Source organism: Yersinia vastinensis (assembly GCF_044905075.1).
Taxonomy (GTDB): Bacteria; Pseudomonadota; Gammaproteobacteria; order Enterobacterales; family Enterobacteriaceae; genus Yersinia; species Yersinia vastinensis.
Map to the genome: position 1 here is coordinate 1,555,664 of NZ_CP173260.1, position 18,068 is coordinate 1,573,731.

Consider the following 18,068-nt stretch of genomic DNA (forward strand, 5'->3'; position numbering starts at 1 on the left):
TCCTGATAAGGTGGTGCCCGGTATCGTAGCTTGAGCTTTATAGCTTTAAGTCAGAGAAAAAAAGGCCAGTGACGGGACTCATGAACAATCATCTCATTCCCCAAGCCACGTCGCCTTTGGCCGCGTGGCTTGACTATCTTGAGCGTTTGCATTCTCAACCAATCGAGTTGGGTCTGGAACGTGTAAAGCAGGTTGCAGAGCGTCTGGATTTGCTTAAGCCAGCCCCTACAGTATTCACCATTGCCGGCACGAATGGCAAAGGCACCACTTGTTGTACCCTTGAGTCGATTTTACTTGCCGCGGGTCTGCGGGTCGGGGTTTACAGCTCACCTCATCTTTTGCGTTATACCGAACGTGTTCGTATTCAGGGGAAAGAACTCTCTGAAGCGCAGCACTGCCACTCTTTTGCCCAAATTGAAGCTGGACGTAGCAATATCTCATTGACTTACTTTGAGTTTGGCACGTTATCAGCACTGCAATTATTTAAGCAGGCTAAGCTTGACGTGGTTATCTTAGAAGTTGGGCTGGGTGGGCGGCTGGATGCGACCAATATTGTCGATTCTGATGTTGCGGCGGTTACCAGCATTGCAATTGATCACACCGACTGGCTTGGATTCGATAGAGAGAGTATTGGTCGTGAAAAAGCCGGTGTGTTCCGTAGTGGAAAACCAGCCATCGTTGGCGAGCCAGACATGCCTCAGTCTATTGCTGATGTGGCCGCAACATTAGGTGCAAAACTGTATCAACGCGATAAAGCGTGGCAGTTCAGCCAGAACAATCAGAACTGGAGTTGGCAGTGTGATGACCGCCAATGGCAAAATTTACCGTTACCTAATGTGCCTTTAGCCAATGCGGCGACGGCACTGGCGGTGCTGCATTATTCTGGATTATCACTGAGCGAAGATGCTATCCGCCAAGGCTTATTGGCAGCCAGTTTGCCGGGGCGTTTTCAGATAGTGAGTGAACAACCGCGGTTGATTTTGGATGTGGCTCATAACCCTCATGCGGCACGATACCTAACGGACAGGCTAGCTCAACTGCCAAAACAGGGCAAAGTGCGGGCGGTCATCGGGATGCTATCAGATAAAGATATTGCGGGTACGCTGGCGTGTTTATCTGAGCAAGTTGATGAGTGGTATTGTGCGCCATTGGAAGGTCCGCGTGGGGCCAGTGCAGAGCAGTTAGCTGAACATCTGGCACAGTCACGTCAGTTTAGTGATGTAGAAACAGCGTGGCGTCAGGCCATGCAAGATGCCGGACCACGGGATGTGGTCATTGTCTGTGGCTCTTTCCACACTGTTGCTCATGTGATGGCTGCATTGAATCTGTGACAGCGTTGAGTTTGTAAAGACATTGAAGGAGAGCGAGTGGCAAGTAAGTTTCAGAACCGTTTAGTCGGGACCATCATTCTGGTGGCCTTGGGCGTGATTGTGCTGCCGGGGCTACTGGATGGTAAAAAAAAGCATTATGAGGATGAGTTTGCTGCCATTCCCTTAGTGCCAAAACCCGGTGACAGCCAAGAGATTGATGCGGTTCCACCGGTCAGTCAACCCCTGCCTATTGCGCCGCCAGAAGGTGCTGCGCAAGCTGTGGGTATTCCTAAAGATGATTCCGTTTCTCAAGCTGCGAATGATGCCGGTAACTTACCCTCTGAACCCACAATCGTAGCGCCACCGGTAATACAAAGTAAGCCGGTTGAGGTGAAACCTGTTGAGCGAAAACCGGTCGAAACTAAGCCGGTTGAAACTAAACCGGTAGAAAGTCGACCTGTTGAAACCAAGCCCACTCCTGTTGAGAAAAAACCGCAGGAAGTGAAGCCAGAGATCAAACCGCCGGCTGAAGAAAAAGCGCCAGTAGGGCAGGCGTATGTCGTCCAACTCGGTGCACTGAAAAATGCGGCTAAAGTGAATGAAATTGTCGCGACACTGCGTCTGTCGGGCCATCGGGCATTTACGGTGCCAGCGACACCTGTTCAGGGTCAGATTACTCGGTTATATGTCGGGCCGGATGCGTCAAAACAGAAATTGCAATCGGCTTTGCCAGAGCTTAATTCATTAAGCGGCTTGAGTGGACAGGTTAGGCCTTATAGTACCGGGCGTTAAAGTTTGTCCAAGGGTTAAGATATCAGGGTGTACAGGGTTCTAGCGGCTTCTTGGTGCGGCGATGGTTATTTTTAAGTCACCGCACTTTAAGCGCCTATCCCATTAGGGTTGTTTTATTTGCCATTTTGAACCTGAGCAGTGTTCAGAATCCTCACGTACTTCGTGTACGCTCCGGTTCTTGCGCGCTGTTTGTGTTCAAACTGACCGCAACAATCACACCTACTGGGATAAGCTTTCATTTTCGCGGGTAAGAATTCCTCTACGCAAACGTTTTCTTTTTCTGTTAGAATTCGCCGCGAACAGGATGCAGCGGCGATTTCGTCATTGGAATAGTCATGGTCTGGATTGATTACGTCATTATAGGGATTATCGGATTTTCTGCTTTAGTTAGCTTAATCCGGGGTTTTGTCCGTGAAGCATTGTCACTTGTAACATGGGGATGTGCGTTTTTTGTTGCCAGCCATTTTTACACTTACCTTGCTGTCTACTTCACTCGCTTTGAGGATGAGGTGGTACGCAACGGAATTGCCATCGGCATTTTGTTCATCGCGACATTGATTGTCGGGGCTATTGTTAACTATGTGATTGGTTCATTGGTTGAGCGTACTGGGTTATCAGGAACTGACCGGGTGCTGGGGATCTGTTTTGGCGCGCTGCGAGGTGTTCTGATAGTCTCTGCCATGTTGTTCTTTCTGGATACGTTTACTGGCTTTTCGCAGAGTGTCGACTGGAAGCAGTCACAATTAATCCCGCAGTTCAGTTATATCATCAGGTGGTTCTTTGACTACCTGCAGAGCACGTCGAGTTTCTTACCGAATCAATTACCGATTCGGAGCGGCTTATGAGGAAAAGACAACATGTGCGGTATTGTCGGTATCGCCGGTTTTGCACCGGTAAACCAGTCGATTTATGATGCGTTGACGGTGCTTCAGCACCGAGGCCAGGATGCTGCAGGCATCGTTACCATTGATGCCCATAATGGGTTCCGGCTGCGTAAAGCAAACGGCTTGGTGAAGGATGTATTTGAAACCCGGCATATGCTGCGTTTACAGGGGAATATGGGTATTGGCCATGTTCGCTACCCAACGGCAGGCAGTTCCAGTGCTTCCGAGGCTCAGCCTTTCTACGTTAACTCACCGTTTGGTATCACTCTGGCCCATAACGGGAATCTGACTAACGCTCACCAGCTGAGAAAGAAATTATTCGAAGTTTCTCGCCGTCATGTGAACACCACTTCTGACTCAGAAATTCTGCTGAATATTTTTGCCAGTGAATTGGACCGTTTCCAACATTATCCGTTGGAATCAGATAACATTTTCGCCGCTGTTGCTGCGACGCACCAATTAATTCGTGGGGCATATGCTTGTGTCGCGATGATTATCGGCCACGGTATGGTCGCGTTCCGTGACCCTAACGGTATTCGCCCACTGGTGATTGGTAAGCGCACTTTAGCTGATGGTCGCAATGAATACATGGTTGCGTCTGAAAGTGTGGCATTGGATACCCTTGGCTTCGAATTCCTGCGCGATGTTGCTCCGGGCGAAGCGGTGTATATCACCGAAAAAGGCCAGTTGTTCACCCGCCAGTGTGCTGAAAATCCGAAATACAATCCGTGCTTGTTTGAGTATGTTTATTTTGCCCGTCCAGACTCCTTTATGGACAAGATTTCGGTTTACAGTGCGCGTGTGCGCATGGGCCAGAAATTGGGGGCGAAAATTGCCAAGCAATGGGAAGATCTGGACATTGATGTCGTGATCCCTATCCCAGAAACCTCCTGCGATATCGCGCTGGAAATCGCCCGCATCTTGGATAAACCGTATCGCCAGGGGTTTGTGAAAAACCGCTATGTAGGCCGGACCTTCATCATGCCGGGCCAGCAAGAACGCCGTAAATCTGTACGCCGTAAACTGAATGCCAACCGTGCAGAATTCCGCGATAAGAATGTGTTATTGGTGGATGACTCTATTGTGCGTGGTACTACGTCGGAACAGATCGTCGAGATGGCGCGTGATGCAGGGGCGAAGAAGGTTTATTTTGCGTCTGCAGCTCCTGAAATTCGCTTCCCGAATGTGTATGGCATCGACATGCCAAGTGTTAATGAATTGATTGCCCACGGCCGTGAAGTCGACGAGATTCGCCAGTTGATTGGCGCTGATGCGCTGATTTTCCAAGATCTTACTGACCTTATCGAGGCTGTACGTGAAGATAACCCTGATATTGCTCAGTTTGAGTGCTCAGTCTTTAATGGCGTTTACGTGACTAAAGATGTGGATCAGAGCTATCTGGAGTATTTGGAGTCATTACGTAACGATGATGCGCAAGCATTACGTAATCATAATGAAGCAGAAAATCTTGAGATGCATAACGAGGGTTAATATCCTCCTCCATCTTTCAAGGTATAGATGAATCAAAAAGGTGCAACTTGCGTTCAGGCGCGGTGCACCTTTTTTGTTTTTACATAGGACGTTGCAATTCTTAGCAGATAATCACCTAAGACAGTCAATTGGCCTCATTTCTGGTTATACTGTGGATAATTTGTTATCCGTCATTTGGTTGAGGCAGTTCCCATGAAACGACTTATTATTGGTATCAGTGGTGCCAGCGGTGCTATTTATGGCGTTCGGTTATTACAGGTACTGCAACATGTCGAGGGCGTGGAAACCCATTTAATTCTCAGTCATGCCGCGCGTCAAACATTGGCGCTTGAAACGGCGTTCAGTGTCAAAGATGTACAGGCATTGGCGGATGTTGTGCATGATTCTCGTGATATAGCCGCGTGCATCTCCTCGGGATCGTTCAAGACCAGCGGTATGGTTATTTTACCCTGCTCAATCAAAACATTATCTGGCATTGTCCATAGCTATACGGATGGTTTACTGACGCGCGCGGCGGATGTGATATTGAAAGAACGCCGCCCATTAGTTTTGTGTGTGCGTGAAACACCACTGCATCTAGGGCATTTACGCCTGATGGTACAAGCCGCTGAATTGGGGGCGGTGATTATGCCACCTATGCCCGCGTTTTATCACCAACCACAAAGTATTCAAGATATTGTCGATCAGACGGTGAACCGGATTATCGATCAATTCGATATTGAACTGCCTAAAGATCTCTTTATTCGCTGGCAAGGTTCGAATTAACATTATTTCCCTTAATTGATACATTTGTGCAACATCGCACTGAAATGGAGCGGATCATGCACCATAATGATCCTGTTTCAGAACGCGTGCTGTTGCATGGCATTCGCATTCAGTTTCTGTTAACAACCAGATGCCTGCATTTAGTGGCTTTCATGCTAAGAAAACGGCCATAAAATTTGCTTTTCTTCCCAGTGATTACTGGCACGATTACTGCAAATTGATTTATGAACGCTCTGGGTAATACAGAAAACTAACGCGCTTTGTGGCATCGAAAATCAATTTGAGGGTTATGTATGAATAAGAAGATTTTGGTTCTGCCTTTAGTATTAGCATTAGCTGCCGCCAGCAGTGCTTTTGCCGCTATTCCGAAAGATATCAAAATTGGTACAGATCCAACTTATGAACCATTTGAATCTAAAAATGCCAGTGGTCAGTTAGTCGGTTTTGATATCGATATAGCCAAAGAATTATGCAACCGAATTGATACTAAATGTACTTTTGTTGAAAGTGACTTCGATGCATTAATCCCATCGCTGAAAGCTAAAAAAATTGATGCCATTATCTCCTCGCTCTCCATCACAGAAAAACGTCAAAAAGAGATTGCCTTTACTGACAAACTCTACGCGGCTAATGCCCGTTTGATCGCCACAAAAGACAGCAAGATTGAGCCAACGTTGGTTGCCTTAAAAGGCAAACGTGTTGGAGTCTTACAAGGTTCTACTCAAGAAGCATTTGCGAATGCGGAATGGCAGCCAAAAGGTATTGATGTCGTAGCCTATCAAAATCAGGATTTGATTTATGCGGACTTAGCCTCTGGCCGTATTGATGCTGCCTTCCAAGATGAAGTTGCCGGCAGTGAAGGTTTTCTGAAACAAGAAGCCGGTAAAGGTTATGCCTTCGCCGGTCCGTCAGTAAAAAATGATCAATTCTTTGGTGTAGGCACCGGTATGGGTTTGCGCAAAGATGATACAGAGCTGAAAGCAGCCTTGGATAAAGCCTTTGCTGAAATGCGCCAAGATGGCACTTACGACAAACTCGCGAAAAAATATTTCGACTTTGATGTTTACGGCGGTTAATCCCATTTGCCGCTATGGCCTCAGCCTATTCAGGCTGGGGCCAACACAGAGCAATTAACCAGACTCCTTACTCAGTAAAACAGGATAACCCAGATGCTGGATGGATATTCGAAACTGATATTTGAAGGTGCGCTGGTGACGCTGGAGTTAGCACTGTGCTCAGTGTTGCTATCAGTGATTATCGGCTTGATTGGTGCCGGTGGAAAATTGTCATCAAACCGGTTGTTATCTGGCCTGTTTGAGTGCTACACCACGCTGATTCGCGGCGTACCTGATTTAGTCTTGATGCTGCTTATCTTTTACGGTTTGCAGATAACCCTCAATAGCATTACCGAATCACTTGGTTTTGCACAAATCAATATTGACCCTCTTTCTGCCGGGATTATTACGCTCGGTTTTATTTATGGGGCTTATTTCACCGAAACTTTTCGTGGCGCTTATATGGCTGTTCCTGCTGGCCAAATTGAAGCGGCAAGAGCATTTGGTTTTAATTCCAGCCAGATTTTCCGCAGAATCATGTTTCCGGCCATGATGCGCTATGCATTACCGGGGATTGGTAATAACTGGCAAGTGATCCTCAAGGCGACGGCATTGGTCTCTATTTTGGGATTGAATGATGTGGTCAAAGCCACACAATTGGCAGGAAAGGGCACTTATCAACCCTTCTTTTTCGCTTTGGTGGCCGGTGTGGTTTATTTGATTTTCACCACGGTCTCTAATGGTGTTTTGCTATGGTTGGAACGGCGCTATTCCCATGGGGTGAAGAGGGCTGAACTATGATTGATATTATTCATCAGTATTGGCAAGCCCTGCTCTGGAGTGATGGTTACCGGTTTACCGGGCTGTCCGTGACGTTATGGTTGTTAATTTCTTCTGTTGTAATGGGGGGATTACTGGCTATTCCATTGGCGGTGGCACGCGTCGCAGAACGGCGATGGATTCGTTTACCGGTCTGGATCTTTACTTATATCTTTCGTGGTACGCCGCTCTATGTACAATTATTGGTGTTCTATTCTGGTGTGTATAGTTTAGAGATTATCCGAGGAAATGATCTGCTTAATGCCTTTTTCCGTAGCGGATTAAACTGCACAATTTTAGCGCTGACATTGAATACCTGTGCTTATACGACCGAGATTTTTGCGGGGGCTATTCGTTCTGTTCCCCACGGTGAAATTGAGGCGGCCAGAGCATATGGTTTTTCACGATTTAAAATGTATCGCTGTATTATTTTACCTTCAGCACTGCGTATTGCTTTACCGGCCTACAGTAATGAAGTTATTTTAATGCTGCATTCCACCGCACTGGCTTTTACTGCCACGGTGCCGGATATACTGAAAATAGCGCGCGATATTAACGCCGCAACTTATCAGCCGTTTTATGCTTTTGGTATTGCTGCCGTACTTTATCTGATTATCTCCTTTACGCTAATTAGCCTGTTCCGCCAGGCAGAGAAACGTTGGCTGGCACATATAAAACCTCAGGCATCGCATTAAGTATGGAGAGACCATGACTGACACACTAGAAACTAAAATAGCTGAAACTAAGCTGTCTGTGACGGAATTGCATAAGCACTATGGTGAACATGAGGTTTTAAAGGGGGTTTCACTTTCAGCTAAAGCTGGCGATGTCATCTCCATTATTGGGTCGTCCGGCTCGGGAAAAAGTACTTTTTTACGTTGCATCAACTTTCTTGAGAAACCTAGCGAAGGGTCGATTAGCGTTAATAATCAGGATATTCGTTTAGTTCGGGATAAAGACGGGCAATTAAAAGTCTTTGATAAAAAAGAACTGCAATTATTGCGCACCCGACTGACGATGGTATTCCAGCATTTTAATTTGTGGAGCCATATGACGGTGCTGGAAAATGTTATGGAGGCACCGGTCCAAGTCTTGGGGCTGAGTAAGTCTGTGGCAAAAGAGCGTGCTATTCGCTATTTGGATAAAGTGGGTATTGATGAACGTGCTCGCGCTAAATATCCGGTACATCTTTCAGGCGGCCAGCAGCAACGTGTTTCTATCGCACGGGCATTAGCGATGGAGCCGGATGTACTACTGTTTGATGAGCCGACTTCTGCACTGGACCCTGAACTGGTGGGTGAAGTTTTGCGTATTATGCAAAAACTGGCAGAAGAGGGGAAAACCATGGTGGTAGTGACCCATGAAATGGAGTTTGCGCGCCATGTCTCCAGCCATGTTATTTTCTTGCATAAAGGTGTTATTGAAGAAGAGGGGCCGCCAGCCGAGCTTTTTGGTAATCCCAAAAGTGCTCGCCTACAGCAGTTCCTGTCTGGTGCACTGAAGTAACAATTTATTCCCATCATCTTTCAAGCAACAGTGATGTTTACTGCCATCAGACACCCAAGCCATTGAGTTATCTCAACGCCTTGGGTGCATTCTGTTGCCGCTTGGCTGCAACTCGAAATGTATCGGGAAGGGCGGGATAACTCGCAGAGCTATCCCCCAGGCTTTTTCAGTACATTACGCAAAGCATCTTCTAGTTCGAAATAGCGAAAGGCAAAACCGGCTTCTTCTAGCCGTTTCGGTACTGCCCGTTGCCCTCCTAGCACTAAGGCAGCGGATTCCCCCAATAATAAGCGAATGGCTGCTGCCGGAGTACGAATCACCGCAGGGCGATCCAGCACGTCTGCCAGTGTGGCAATAAATTGTTCATTATGGACGGGATAAGGTGAAACCATATTAAACGGACCACTCAGTCCCTCTGTGGTCAGTAAATAATGGATACCGTGAACCATATCATCAATATGTATCCATGGCAGATATTGGCGACCATCCCCAATTGGCCCCCCCAATCCTAAGCGTAATAGCGGCACCATTTTCGCTAATGCACCGCCATGAGGGGCTAATACTATCCCGGTACGCAGTAGGCAGACGCGGGTGTTAGTGCTTTGGGCGGCCAGAGCGAGGCTTTCCCAACGTTCACAGAGTTGGTGAGTAAACTCATCATGTGGCACCTCATCTTCGGTGACCAATGCTTGCCCTTGATCGCCATAAAATCCAACTGCGGACCCTGAAATAAACACCGCCGGCGGCTGGCGGCTGGCTTTAATTAACGTCGCTAATTTCTCGGTTATCTGCCAGCGACTTTGACACAGAATCTCCTTCTGCTGTGCCGTCCAGCGCTTTTCCGCTATAGGTTCACCCGCCAGATTAATCACTGCATCAAAATCGTCGAGGTCATACTTATCATCAAGAGTTGACCAGCAGGTGACTTGTGAACCCAGTACTTCAGTAGCCCGCTGCGGATTTCGGGTTAGCGCGGTTATTTGGTGGCCTTGCGATAAAAGGAACGCGCTGAGACTACGCCCGATGAGTCCTGTAGCTCCAGTGATTAAAATACGCATCGCCAATCTCCGTTTATGCCTTTCTTACTTCAGTGTTATTGTCGTCATGTCTGCCTATCAGCATCTCTTTTAGCATAGGTGATTCTGTGCTCTTCTCATACGATGATGAGCACATCCTGAGTTAATTTTTATCCAGATAAGCCCTCTTCAGACCCGTTAGTCGTGGAGCAATACAGTGCCTATATGTTGTCAGCAACATCATTTGAGAAAATAAAAAAATAATAGCTAAACAAATCATCTGATCTGTCCGATTAATACAGTGTTAAGCGCTCAGGTATTACCAGTTAAAACACCGCGTTGTCTTATTGCTGTTGAGCGCTAACAAAGGTTATAAGCCAGACAAGACGACTTTTAAAACACTGAATTTGTGATTTTCTGCTAGAGTGAACATACACATCTGAATAGAAAATAGGCGGTCAGTCTTTTCGCCTTGTGACGTTGGATGTTTTATAAATAAATATTAGGTGTTTTATAAAAACTCACGGCGGCTTATAAATCCTCCAGCTGAGGTCAAGTTGTGATCTCATTGTTGTCCATACACTTTTCCAGGTGCGCATGAAGCTAAACATCGAAGTTAACTGTACTTATGTGTGTGAACCTATACACAGGCAAGACGGTAGCTTATTAGCCGTTGAGCTATTAAGCCGATTTTCAGCTAAATCGGTCGATTTAGCCATCGATGTCGAACAGTTTATTAAAGAATTGGATATCGGCGGAAAGACTGATTTATTCCATGACCAATTACGCGCGGTCAAAGCTTATAGCGATTGGTTTATCACGAACAATGTTTTGCTCTCTATTAATATCGATTTTGACTTGGCCAGTGTGATTGTTACTGATGATTCAACCCGTCAAATGCTGGACGAAATGCCTTTTTTACGGCTAGAAATCATGGAGACTTTCTCCAATTTATCTGATGGGATGAATAATCCATTACTCCGTGAATTGGCTGGGCGATACCCGTTATGGCTTGATGATCTAGGGAGTGGCGGCTCTACTTTAAATGCAGTAACGGCCAATATTTTTGAGTATGTGAAAATTGATAAGCATTTCTTCTGGCAGCACAATAAGCATACTTTTCCTATCCTGATAAATAACATTAAGAAATATTGCCTCGGAGTGATTGTTGTCGGCGTAGAAAATCAGGATGAGTCAGAACAACTTAAAGGCAGTAATATTGATGCCATGCAAGGATATCTATTCAATCAGCTCACACTGGAAGAACTGGCATCCCGACCTCTATTATAGCGCCGCCCCCTCATTGGAATTTGCATCATGCTGACATTATTCTGTAATGTCGGCGTTGCTTTTTACGATAAAATTTTCTTATGGCAGATAGTGTTTTTTATCGGATTAATCCGACGGATTGGATGATAGAATACGGCCACATTTAGCTTTCATTAAGTGTTATGACTACATGTTAGGTCTGACTTATTGAGGAAAACGATACCATGAAGTTAATGTTTGCTTCTGATCTGCATGGGTCGCTGCCTGCCACTGAAAAGGTGTTGGAGATCTTTGAACGTAGTCAGGCGCAGTGGTTAGTGCTGTTGGGTGACTTGCTCAACCACGGGCCACGTAATGCATTACCGGCAGGTTATCAGCCAGCGGCAGTAGCAGAATGCCTTAATCCCTATAAAAATAAGATTATCGCTGTGCGCGGCAATTGCGACAGTGAAGTCGACCAGATGTTATTACAATTTCCGATGATGGCTGGTTGGCAGCAGATTATTATGTCGGAAACGCGCTTATTTTTGACGCATGGTCACCTTTATCATCCCGCTGCACTTCCTCCGTTGCGTCATGGGGATGTCTTGGTTTATGGTCATACTCATCTGCCTCAGGCGCAGTGGCAGGATGAGGTAATATGTTTCAATCCCGGTTCCGTCAGTATCCCCAAAGGAGGGTATCCAGCAAGTTATGGCATGTTGGATGAGGGTGTTTTACAGGTTCTGACCCTACAAAATGATGAGCCTGTTGTTCAGTTGGCTTTGCGCCCTTAGCTGATAAAAGTGAATCAATATAAATACTTATAATGTTGTTTTTGAAAAACACTGTTGATTAACAATTGCGCGCATCTAAATGCGCCCAGATAGAAGGTTTCAGAGGATGGTGGAGCAAAATCCAGCAGCAGTCATCGAGTGGGTTGATATTGTTGATGAGCAAAATGATGTTATTGCTCAATCCAGTCGTCAACAAATGAGAGCTCAACGACTACGCCACCGTGCTACCTATATTGTGGTGCACGATGGAATGGGCAAAATTCTGGTACAACGCCGCACTGAGGGTAAAGATTTCTATCCCGGGAAACTGGATGCAACCGCCGGTGGTGTCGTGCAAAGTGGTGAAAACTACCTTGAATCCGCCCGGCGCGAAGCGGAAGAAGAGCTAGGTATTGCCGGTGTGCCTTTTGCCGAACATGGCCAGTTTTACTTTGAAGAAGAGTGCTGTCGTGTGTGGGGGGCTTTGTTTAGCTGCGTCTCTCATGGCCCATTTGCATTACAAGCGGAAGAGATAGATGAAGTTCGCTGGATGCTGCCAGAAGAAATCACCGCTCGTTGTGATGAATTCACTCCCGACTCTCTGAAAGCCCTGTCACTGTGGCTAACACGCAATAATGAGCAGGATTACGGAAAAATCACACCACGCGAAGATTAATCCCTATCAGCCATAAAAAAGCCCCTTTCCAGGGGCTTTTCTCTTTCTTGTTTCTATCTTACTGATTATCTAACAATAATACCCAGTAAAATACCCAAAGCACCGAAGTCAGCATCACTGAATGTGGTGTTGGCGAAACCGATGTCACCCAGCACTGGCAGCAGGAACACTGGCAGGAAGGTAATTAACAGACCTTGTGCGAATGCACCCAGAATAGCGCCGCGACGCCCGCCCGTTGCATTACCGAACACCCCAGCAGCAGCACCAACGAAGAAGTGAGGCACAACACCTGGGATAATCACGGTCATGTTCATCAAATACAGCGCAAACATCCCGATAAGGCCTGCGGCAAAGCTGCTCAGGAAGCCAACCAATACAGCATTAGGTGCGTAAGGGAAGACAACTGGGCAATCCAGAGCCGGTTTAGCATTAGGCACTAACTTGTCTGAAATCCCTTTAAATGCAGGAACAATCTCGGCAATAACCATACGCACACCTTGCAAGATGATGTATACACCTGCGGCGAAAGTAATGGATTGCATCAGTGAGAACATGAACCAGTTTTTACCACCGCTGAGGCTCTTCACCACTTCCGGCCCAGCAAACAGGCAGGTTACGATGAAAATAATGCACATGGTAAAAGAGATTGCGACGGGGGTATCACGCAAGAACAGCAGACTTTTTGGCACATTCATGTCTTCAGTCGAATGTTCTTTATTACCAAACTTACTGCCGATAAAACCCGCTAAGACATAAGACAGGGTAGAGAAGTGGCCGATTGCCACGTCATCAGAACCAGTCACCTTTTTCATATAAGGGTGGGCGATGGCAGGGAAGAACACCATTGCAACCCCAACGACCAGCGAACCGATAACAATCAGTGTTACACCACTAATCCCAGCGGTTGCAAGAATTACGGCGACCATCATCGACATAAACAGCGTGTGGTGCCCTGTCAGGAAGATAAATTTCCACGGCGTAAAGCGGGCAATCAGGATATTGATAACCATAGCGAAGAACATAATCATCGCCATTTCTTTACCGAAACTCTTCTGTGCGACGGACACAATGGCTTCGTTATTGGGGACGACGCCCTGAATACCGAAAGCATGTTGGAAGATATTGGCAAAATCACCCAAAGACGATACGACCAGACCTGCACCAGCACCTAAAATCACAAAACCCATGATGGTTTTTACGGTGCCCTTGATGCATTCCGTGACTGGTTTTTTCTGTGCAATCAAGCCGATTAAAGCGATGAGACCCACCAGCACTGCCGGTTCGGAAAGAACATCACTCATTAAAAAGCGGAAGAAATCCATGCCAGCCTCCAGTTACAAAGCGCCTAATTCAGTTAATGCCACAGACAAACGTTCTTTCATGGCTTTTTTATCAATCATGTTGTCTAAAGCAACAATTTTTCCACCGACGGCCTGAGCAATGAGCTGCTCGGCAATATCGTTGGTGCCGATGAAAATATCACTGGGTGTTCCTTTAGCCGAACCCAAGTCAACATGATCAACCTCAGCACTGACCGCCAATTCCTTCAGGATATTTTTGATGCTGATTTCCATCATCAGGCTGGTGCCTAGGCCGTTACCGCAAACCACTGTAATTTTCATTTTTTTCCCCTTAAAATTATTATCCGAACCTAATGTTTTGATTAATAACGCGCAATAACGGACAAAATATCCTGCTGCGTTTTAGCATTAAGCAAGGCGGCCACATCGTTATCGTTATCGAACAACTGAGCGAGTTGAGAAATAGCCTCGATATGGCTCGTACTGTCTGTTGCACTCAACACGATGAGCAGTTTGACCGGATCATTACCTTCTGCGTTGAACGTGACGCCCTCGGTAATAACGGTTAATGCCAGAGCGAGTTTATTCGCCCCTTCTTCTGGGCGGGCATGCGGCATAGCAATCCCCGGCCCGACAACATAGTAAGGGCCAATGGCCTCATGGGAGCGATAAATCGCCTCGACATACCGGGCTTCAATCGCGCCATTATCAATTAACGGTTGGCATGAAATCGCGATGGCATCACGCCAATCTTTTGCCTGGGTGACGACTTGAATGACGTCTGGCGTTAACAGTGTTTTTAACATGATATATATGACTCCCGATGACTGTTAACGTGAGAGTAGATAGTTATCACTGTTATTAATGTGATGAATATCTCAATTGATAGCGCTACCTGATAGCGCTATCAAAATTTGTGATAGCGCTATCATTTGTCGCATCCGGTCCTTTAGCTATCTCGTAATAAGCCATATACAATGCAATGAATTGTCGATGTGAATACGGAATGGTTTGTTGTCGGCAGGCAAGACATTTTAATTAGGCAGGAATTCAGCATGGAAAAAACGCGCAAGCGCCGCAATACCGGGCGGGTCACGCTATCTGATGTGGCGAATTACGCCGGGGTAGGGTCGATGACTGTTTCCAGAGCGCTGCGAACGCCGGAGCAGGTGTCAGACAAACTACGTGAGAAAATAGAACAAGCGGTTGAAAAACTTGGCTATATCCCTAACCGTGCCGCAGGGGCATTAGCATCCGGTCACAGCGATACTGTCGCCGTCTTAATTCCCTCTCTCACTGACAAAGCCAGCTCTCGCTTTATGCAGGCGCTGCAACAGATTTTGAATAAGAATGAGTTCCAACTCTTATTAGGTTGTCACGAATATAATCAGCGTAAAGAAGCTGAAATACTGATGACATTGCTGCAAAGCAATCCGGCGGCAGTAGTGATTTTTGGTTCGCAGTTGGCGGATAAAACTTATCAACTGCTTGAGCGAGCGAACATCCCCACAGTGAATGTGGTTGGGTCTTATTTCAAAGGGGCAAAAATTACTCTTGAAGCGGCTTTTTTTGAGTCAGCCTATGAATTGAGCCGCCATTTGCTGGAGCGGGGTTACCATAATATTGGGTTTATTGGCGCACATATGGATAACCGTTTGCAGCGTCAGCAATTAAATGGCTGGCATAAAGCGATGCTTGAGCATTACAAAAATGGGGATCAAACTGTCACAACGCCAGAGAGTGCCAGTTTGCAGTTTGGCCGTTATGCGCTGACCGAAATACTCCAGCGCCAACCTGAATTGGATGCCGTGATATGTAGCCACGAAGATATTGCCCTTGGTGTGTTATTTGAATGTCAGCGGCGGTTGTTGAAAATCCCCAGTGGTATTGCAGTGGCGTGTTTAGACGGTTCAGACAGCTGTGATCAGACTCACCCAACGCTCACGTCCATGCGTATTGATTACAAAAAGATGGGTAAGGAAGCGGGTAAGATGCTGATTGATATGCTAGATAATGATGACGATGAGATAGATGAACCTCTCAATCAGAGCTTCAACTATAAGTTTGAACCACGACAAAGTACCTGACATGCAGAATCATGAGGTGATAAGTCGATAACCAAATAAAAACGCCAGCACAAGGCTGGCGTTTTTTATATGATTTAACCCGAAGATTAAGACGCGTCAGCTTGTGCTGATTGAATGGCGGTCAATGCCACGGTATAGACGATATCGTCTACCAACGCACCACGGGACAAGTCGTTAACTGGCTTACGCATGCCTTGCAGCATCGGCCCGATAGAGATCAGGTCGGCAGAACGCTGTACCGCTTTATAGGTGGTGTTACCGGTATTCAAGTCAGGGAAGATGAACACTGTTGCTTTACCCGCAACGGGTGAGTTAGGCGCTTTGGATTGAGCCACGTCTGCCATGATTGCCGCATCATACTGCAATGGACCATCGATTATCAGATCTGGGCGTTTTTCCTGTGCCAAACGTGTTGCTTCGCGGACTTTTTCCACATCGCTACCTGCACCAGAATTACCGGTGGAGTAAGAGATCATCGCCACACGCGGTTCGATACCGAATGCTGCGGCAGAATCAGCAGACTGGATAGCGATTTCTGACAGTTGTTCAGCTGTTGGGTCTGGGTTAATCGCGCAGTCGCCGTAAACCAGAACCTGATCAGGCAGCAACATGAAGAACACAGAAGAAACCAGCGAACTGCCCGGTGCGGTTTTGATCAACTGCAACGGTGGGCGGATAGTGTTTGCGGTGGTGTGAACAGCACCTGATACCAGACCGTCAACTTCGCCTTTTTCTAACATCAACGTACCGAGAACTACGTTGTCTTCCAACTGCTCACGAGCAACCACTTCGGTCATGCCTTTGCTCTTGCGCAGTTCAACCAGACGCGGAACATATTGCTCACGTACAGCAACCGGATCGATGATTTCAACGCCTTTACCCAGCTCGACGCCTTGAGCCGCAGCAACGCGTTGGATCTCTTCTGGATTACCTAACAGCACGCAAGTGGCAATGCCACGTTCGGCACAGATAGAAGCCGCTTTCACGGTACGTGGTTCGTCGCCTTCTGGCAGTACGATACGTTTGCCCGCTTTACGCGCCAATTCCGTCAGCTCGTAACGGAATGCTGGAGGAGACAGGCGACGTGAACGTTCAGAGGTGGCAGTCAGAGAGTCAATCCACTCGCTGCTGATATGGCTGGCAACATAGTTTTGCAGCTTCTCAACACGCTCATGGTCATCAGCTGGAACTTCCAGGTTGAAACTTTGCAGGCTCAAAGAGGTCTGCCAAGTATTCGTGTCTACCATAAAGACTGGCAGGCCAGTTTGGAAGGCACGTTCACACAAGCGTTTAATTGGCTCATCGATGGCGTAGCCGCCGGTCAGCAAAATTGCGCCGATTTCAACGCCATTCATCGCTGCCAGACAAGCAGACACCAACACATCTGGACGGTCTGCGGAAGTGACTAGCAGAGAACCCGGACGGAAGTGTTCCAACATGTGCGGGATGCTACGGGCGCAGAACGTCACAGATTTAACGCGGCGAGTTTTGATATCACCTTCGTTAATAATGCGTGCGTTCAAATGTTTGCACATATCGATTGCACGGGTGGCAATCAGCTCGAAGCTCCAAGGCACACAGCCTAGAACAGGCAGCGGGCTATTGGCAAACAGTTGTTTTGGATCGATTTTTGCCACACTGGCCTTGGTTGAATCATCAAAGATTTCAGACAGGTCAGGGCGAGTACGGCCTTGCTCATCCACCGGGGCATTCAGTTTATTAATGATAACGCCGGTGATGTTTTTGTTTTTGCTGCCACCAAAGCTGGAACGTGCTAGTTCGATACGCTCTTTCAATTGATCCGGTGAATCATTACCCAATGAAATTACAAACACGATTTCAGCGTTCAGGGTTTTGGCGATTTCATAGTTCAGGGCATTAGCAAACTGATGTTTGCGAGTTGGCACTAAACCTTCAACCAGAACCACTTCAGCATCTTTGGTATTTTCGTGATAACGGGCAACAATTTCTTCCATCAACACGTCTTGCTGATTAGAACTCAGCAACGCTTCCACATGACTCATATTCAGTGGTTCAGCAGCAGTGATGCTGGAGTTCGCGCGAATGATCGTGGTGGTTTGATCAGGTGCATCGTTACCAGCACGTGGCTGGGCGATTGGCTTGAATACGCTCAAGCGTACACCTTTTTGTTCCATGGAGCGGATGACACCCAAGCTGACGCTGGTTAAACCAACGCTGGTGCCGGTAGGGATCAACATTATTGTACGGGACACGGCTAAACCTCTTTACGGTTTTATACCCGCCATCTTTCGAGTTGCAGAGTTGTTGGCTGCCATCATTCACCCAAGTCATTGCATTATCTCAACGCCTTGAGTTCATTC

Annotated in this window: 18 protein-coding genes; 13 read left to right on the plus strand and 5 right to left on the minus strand. The window is 46.9% G+C overall.

Features of this window, described 5'->3' with window-relative positions; genetic code table 11:
* The first annotated feature begins 80 nt into the window (after positions 1-80).
* The 9 genes from folC (at position 81) to hisP (ending at position 8,622) form a co-directional block, all read left to right on the plus strand.
* The gene (folC, locus tag ACIOG0_RS07360; RefSeq protein ID WP_050096877.1) at positions 81-1,331 is read left to right on the plus strand and encodes a bifunctional tetrahydrofolate synthase/dihydrofolate synthase; all 1,251 of its coding nucleotides are present in this window, start codon (positions 81-83) and stop codon (positions 1,329-1,331) included.
* Positions 1,332-1,367: 36 nt separating this feature from the next.
* Positions 1,368-2,102: a cell division protein DedD gene (dedD, locus tag ACIOG0_RS07365; protein WP_050096878.1), complete on the plus strand. Its 735-nt coding sequence runs from the start codon at positions 1,368-1,370 to the stop codon at positions 2,100-2,102.
* Between the two features lie 335 nt (positions 2,103-2,437).
* Complete coding sequence (cvpA, locus tag ACIOG0_RS07370) at positions 2,438-2,947, plus strand: colicin V production protein (RefSeq protein ID WP_004708846.1); 510 nt, start codon at positions 2,438-2,440, stop codon at positions 2,945-2,947.
* A 12-nt stretch (positions 2,948-2,959) separates the two neighbouring features.
* A complete protein-coding gene (purF, locus tag ACIOG0_RS07375) occupies positions 2,960-4,477 on the plus strand; it encodes an amidophosphoribosyltransferase (protein ID WP_050096879.1) in 1,518 nt (505 codons plus the stop codon).
* Positions 4,478-4,669: 192 nt separating this feature from the next.
* Entirely contained in the window at positions 4,670-5,242 is a 573-nt protein-coding gene (locus ACIOG0_RS07380) for a UbiX family flavin prenyltransferase (protein WP_050096880.1), read from the plus strand.
* Between the two features lie 293 nt (positions 5,243-5,535).
* Positions 5,536-6,318, plus strand: a complete 783-nt coding sequence (argT, locus tag ACIOG0_RS07385) for a lysine/arginine/ornithine ABC transporter substrate-binding protein ArgT (RefSeq protein ID WP_050096881.1) — start codon at positions 5,536-5,538, stop codon at positions 6,316-6,318.
* A gap of 93 nt (positions 6,319-6,411) precedes the next feature.
* Positions 6,412-7,098 carry a histidine ABC transporter permease HisQ gene (locus ACIOG0_RS07390; protein ID WP_050096882.1) on the plus strand — a complete coding sequence of 229 codons (687 nt, stop codon included), beginning with the start codon at positions 6,412-6,414 and terminating at the stop codon, positions 7,096-7,098.
* Positions 7,095-7,811, plus strand: coding sequence for an ABC transporter permease (locus tag ACIOG0_RS07395; RefSeq protein ID WP_050096883.1), 717 nt, complete (start codon positions 7,095-7,097; stop codon positions 7,809-7,811). The genes ACIOG0_RS07390 and ACIOG0_RS07395 overlap by 4 nt, the downstream gene beginning before the upstream one ends.
* Before the next feature lie 13 nt (positions 7,812-7,824).
* Positions 7,825-8,622, plus strand: a complete 798-nt coding sequence (hisP, locus tag ACIOG0_RS07400) for a histidine ABC transporter ATP-binding protein HisP (protein WP_072086433.1) — start codon at positions 7,825-7,827, stop codon at positions 8,620-8,622.
* A gap of 149 nt (positions 8,623-8,771) precedes the next feature.
* Here the strand turns inward: hisP and ACIOG0_RS07405 are convergent, their stop codons facing one another.
* Positions 8,772-9,680 carry a TIGR01777 family oxidoreductase gene (locus ACIOG0_RS07405; protein WP_050096884.1) on the minus strand — a complete coding sequence of 303 codons (909 nt, stop codon included), beginning with the start codon at positions 9,678-9,680 and terminating at the stop codon, positions 8,772-8,774.
* 555 nt (positions 9,681-10,235) lie between these two features.
* On the opposite strand from ACIOG0_RS07405, the gene ACIOG0_RS07410 reads away from it, so the two are divergent.
* The 3 genes from ACIOG0_RS07410 to yfcD all read left to right on the plus strand — a co-directional run bounded on the left by ACIOG0_RS07410 (position 10,236) and on the right by yfcD (position 12,338).
* A complete protein-coding gene (locus ACIOG0_RS07410; protein ID WP_050096885.1) occupies positions 10,236-10,928 on the plus strand; it encodes an EAL domain-containing protein in 693 nt (230 codons plus the stop codon).
* A 203-nt stretch (positions 10,929-11,131) separates the two neighbouring features.
* Positions 11,132-11,683: a phosphodiesterase gene (gene yfcE, locus ACIOG0_RS07415; RefSeq protein ID WP_050096886.1), complete on the plus strand. Its 552-nt coding sequence runs from the start codon at positions 11,132-11,134 to the stop codon at positions 11,681-11,683.
* A gap of 106 nt (positions 11,684-11,789) precedes the next feature.
* A complete protein-coding gene (gene yfcD, locus ACIOG0_RS07420; RefSeq protein ID WP_050096887.1) occupies positions 11,790-12,338 on the plus strand; it encodes an NUDIX hydrolase YfcD in 549 nt (182 codons plus the stop codon).
* Positions 12,339-12,403: 65 nt separating this feature from the next.
* Here yfcD and ACIOG0_RS07425 read toward each other — a convergent pair whose 3' ends face one another.
* The 3 genes from ACIOG0_RS07425 to ACIOG0_RS07435 are packed head-to-tail and all read right to left on the minus strand — an operon-like array spanning position 12,404 to position 14,445.
* Positions 12,404-13,660, minus strand: a complete 1,257-nt coding sequence (locus tag ACIOG0_RS07425) for a PTS ascorbate transporter subunit IIC (RefSeq protein ID WP_005277900.1) — start codon at positions 13,658-13,660, stop codon at positions 12,404-12,406.
* A 12-nt stretch (positions 13,661-13,672) separates the two neighbouring features.
* Positions 13,673-13,960, minus strand: coding sequence for a PTS sugar transporter subunit IIB (locus ACIOG0_RS07430; RefSeq protein WP_050096888.1), 288 nt, complete (start codon positions 13,958-13,960; stop codon positions 13,673-13,675).
* Positions 13,961-14,001: 41 nt separating this feature from the next.
* A complete protein-coding gene (locus tag ACIOG0_RS07435; RefSeq protein ID WP_050096889.1) occupies positions 14,002-14,445 on the minus strand; it encodes a PTS sugar transporter subunit IIA in 444 nt (147 codons plus the stop codon).
* 249 nt (positions 14,446-14,694) lie between these two features.
* Here ACIOG0_RS07435 and ACIOG0_RS07440 point away from each other — a divergent pair, with 249 nt between their 5' ends.
* Positions 14,695-15,726 carry a LacI family DNA-binding transcriptional regulator gene (locus ACIOG0_RS07440; protein ID WP_050096890.1) on the plus strand — a complete coding sequence of 344 codons (1,032 nt, stop codon included), beginning with the start codon at positions 14,695-14,697 and terminating at the stop codon, positions 15,724-15,726.
* A gap of 86 nt (positions 15,727-15,812) precedes the next feature.
* Here the strand turns inward: ACIOG0_RS07440 and pta are convergent, their stop codons facing one another.
* Complete coding sequence (gene pta / locus ACIOG0_RS07445) at positions 15,813-17,945, minus strand: phosphate acetyltransferase (protein WP_050096891.1); 2,133 nt, start codon at positions 17,943-17,945, stop codon at positions 15,813-15,815.
* Positions 17,946-18,068: the final 123 nt, after the last annotated feature.

Excerpts from the sequence above, each read along its gene's own strand:
- folC (WP_050096877.1), top strand. The coding sequence starts at position 81 with ATGAACAATCATCTCATTCCCCAAGCCACGTCGCCTTTGGCCGCGTGG.
- cvpA (WP_004708846.1), top strand. The coding sequence starts at position 2,438 with ATGGTCTGGATTGATTACGTCATTATAGGGATTATCGGATTTTCTGCT.
- purF (WP_050096879.1), top strand. The coding sequence starts at position 2,960 with ATGTGCGGTATTGTCGGTATCGCCGGTTTTGCACCGGTAAACCAGTCG.
- ACIOG0_RS07380 (WP_050096880.1), top strand. The coding sequence starts at position 4,670 with ATGAAACGACTTATTATTGGTATCAGTGGTGCCAGCGGTGCTATTTAT.
- argT (WP_050096881.1), top strand. The coding sequence starts at position 5,536 with ATGAATAAGAAGATTTTGGTTCTGCCTTTAGTATTAGCATTAGCTGCC.
- ACIOG0_RS07390 (WP_050096882.1), top strand. The coding sequence starts at position 6,412 with ATGCTGGATGGATATTCGAAACTGATATTTGAAGGTGCGCTGGTGACG.
- ACIOG0_RS07395 (WP_050096883.1), top strand. The coding sequence starts at position 7,095 with ATGATTGATATTATTCATCAGTATTGGCAAGCCCTGCTCTGGAGTGAT.
- hisP (WP_072086433.1), top strand. The coding sequence starts at position 7,825 with ATGACTGACACACTAGAAACTAAAATAGCTGAAACTAAGCTGTCTGTG.
- ACIOG0_RS07405 (WP_050096884.1), bottom strand. The coding sequence starts at position 9,680 with ATGCGTATTTTAATCACTGGAGCTACAGGACTCATCGGGCGTAGTCTC.
- ACIOG0_RS07410 (WP_050096885.1), top strand. The coding sequence starts at position 10,236 with ATGAAGCTAAACATCGAAGTTAACTGTACTTATGTGTGTGAACCTATA.
- yfcE (WP_050096886.1), top strand. The coding sequence starts at position 11,132 with ATGAAGTTAATGTTTGCTTCTGATCTGCATGGGTCGCTGCCTGCCACT.
- yfcD (WP_050096887.1), top strand. The coding sequence starts at position 11,790 with ATGGTGGAGCAAAATCCAGCAGCAGTCATCGAGTGGGTTGATATTGTT.
- ACIOG0_RS07425 (WP_005277900.1), bottom strand. The coding sequence starts at position 13,660 with ATGGATTTCTTCCGCTTTTTAATGAGTGATGTTCTTTCCGAACCGGCA.
- ACIOG0_RS07430 (WP_050096888.1), bottom strand. The coding sequence starts at position 13,960 with ATGAAAATTACAGTGGTTTGCGGTAACGGCCTAGGCACCAGCCTGATG.
- ACIOG0_RS07435 (WP_050096889.1), bottom strand. The coding sequence starts at position 14,445 with ATGTTAAAAACACTGTTAACGCCAGACGTCATTCAAGTCGTCACCCAG.
- ACIOG0_RS07440 (WP_050096890.1), top strand. The coding sequence starts at position 14,695 with ATGGAAAAAACGCGCAAGCGCCGCAATACCGGGCGGGTCACGCTATCT.
- pta (WP_050096891.1), bottom strand. The coding sequence starts at position 17,945 with ATGTTGATCCCTACCGGCACCAGCGTTGGTTTAACCAGCGTCAGCTTG.